At 70.3% G+C, this 1,330-nt stretch carries 1 protein-coding gene; it reads right to left on the reverse strand.

Annotated features, from left to right (window positions below; translation table 11 throughout):
- Positions 1–19: 19 nt before the first annotated feature.
- Positions 20–1,072 (reverse strand): IS110 family RNA-guided transposase, encoded by a 1,053-nt coding sequence (locus tag GGG17_RS02695; protein WP_154592261.1) that lies wholly within the window; start codon positions 1,070–1,072, stop codon positions 20–22.
- Positions 1,073–1,330: the final 258 nt, after the last annotated feature.

A 1,330-nucleotide genomic window follows, 5' to 3' on the forward strand; every position in this document is an offset into this window, starting at 1 on the left:
CCGACGCTCCTATGGTTCGTCAAGGGGTGGTGGGGCCTGATTCGAGGGTTCGGTAGAGGTCTCGGATGACGTAGCGCTTGAGGCAGCGGCGGATCTCGCGTGGGGTCTTGCCTTCGGCGGTGCGGCGGGCGGTGTAGGTCTTCGTGGCTTCGTCGTAGCGTTGGCGGGCCAGGACGATGGTGTGGATGGCGCGGTTGAGCTGGCGGTCGCCGTACCGGTTGAGGCGGTATCGGGTGGTGACGCGGCCGCTGTTCGCGGGGATCGGGGCGATCCCGGCGAGCATCGCGAACGCGGCTTCGGAGTGGATCCGGCCGGGGTGGGACCAGGCGCACAGGATGGTCGCGGCGACGATGGGGCCGACGCCGAGCAGGTCGAGCAGGTCCGCCCGCCAGGCCTTGACCAGGACGGTGATCTGCTTCTCGAGGGTGTCGACCTCGGTGGTGAGGGCCTGGACGCGGCGGGCCAGGGTGCGTAGGACCTGGCGGGTGGTGGCGGTCTCGACGTCGTCGCCTCGGTGGGCGCGTAGGACCGCGGCGCGCTTGACCCTTTCGGGGCCGGTCACACCGCGGAAGGTCGCGCGCAGGGTTTCGGGGGCGGCCACGATCAAGGAGAACAACTGGCGTTGAGCGACCGTTGCTGCGTCGACGGCGGAGCGTCGTGCGGCGAGCAGTACCGATAGGGCCTGGCGTTGTCCGCCGGCTCGGGGCGTGCCGAGGACGGGTCGGGTCAGGGCTTCGCGGGCGGCGCGGATCGCGTCGAGGGGGTCGGACTTCGCGCCGTGGCGGCGGGCGGCGCGTTGGGGTCGGTCGAGCTCGACGACGACCTCGCCGGCGCTGGTCAGGGCCCGGGTCAGGCCCGCGCCGTGGCTGCCGGTGCCTTCGATGGCCCAGGCCCGGGCCGGGCAGTGATCGTCGGCCCAGGTCAGCAGGTCCTGGTAGCCGGGCGGGGTGGTCGCGATGGTCATCTCGTCCAGGACGGCGCCGGTCGTGGTGTCCACGATCGCGGCGGTATGGGTGTCGACGTGGGTGTCGACACCGATGACGATGTCGGCGATTTCGGCCAGACTGGTCATGCGTTCCTCCTCTAGCTCCGGATGGACGTTGATCCGGTCCGGGAGAGGTCACGGCAGGACTGTGACGGGACACGACGACGCCGCTAACGTCGCCGGTCAAGCTCCTGATCAGGCCAGCAGACCTCGACCGGGCCGGGTCGCCGATCCCGAACGGACAAGTCGCGCGGAAGGCACGAAGCCAGTCAGGCGAGGAGTCACGAACGAGACCGACGACCACAGCCCATCACCGCTGGGCTGCTGTCACACCCTCACAGTCAG

The organism is Arsenicicoccus cauae, assembly GCF_009707125.1.
Classification (GTDB): Bacteria; Actinomycetota; Actinomycetes; order Actinomycetales; family Dermatophilaceae; genus Arsenicicoccus; species Arsenicicoccus cauae.

Bases quoted from the DNA above. Each gene is read 5' to 3' on its own strand.
- GGG17_RS02695 (WP_154592261.1), bottom strand. From the start codon at position 1,072: ATGACCAGTCTGGCCGAAATCGCCGACATCGTCATCGGTGTCGACACC.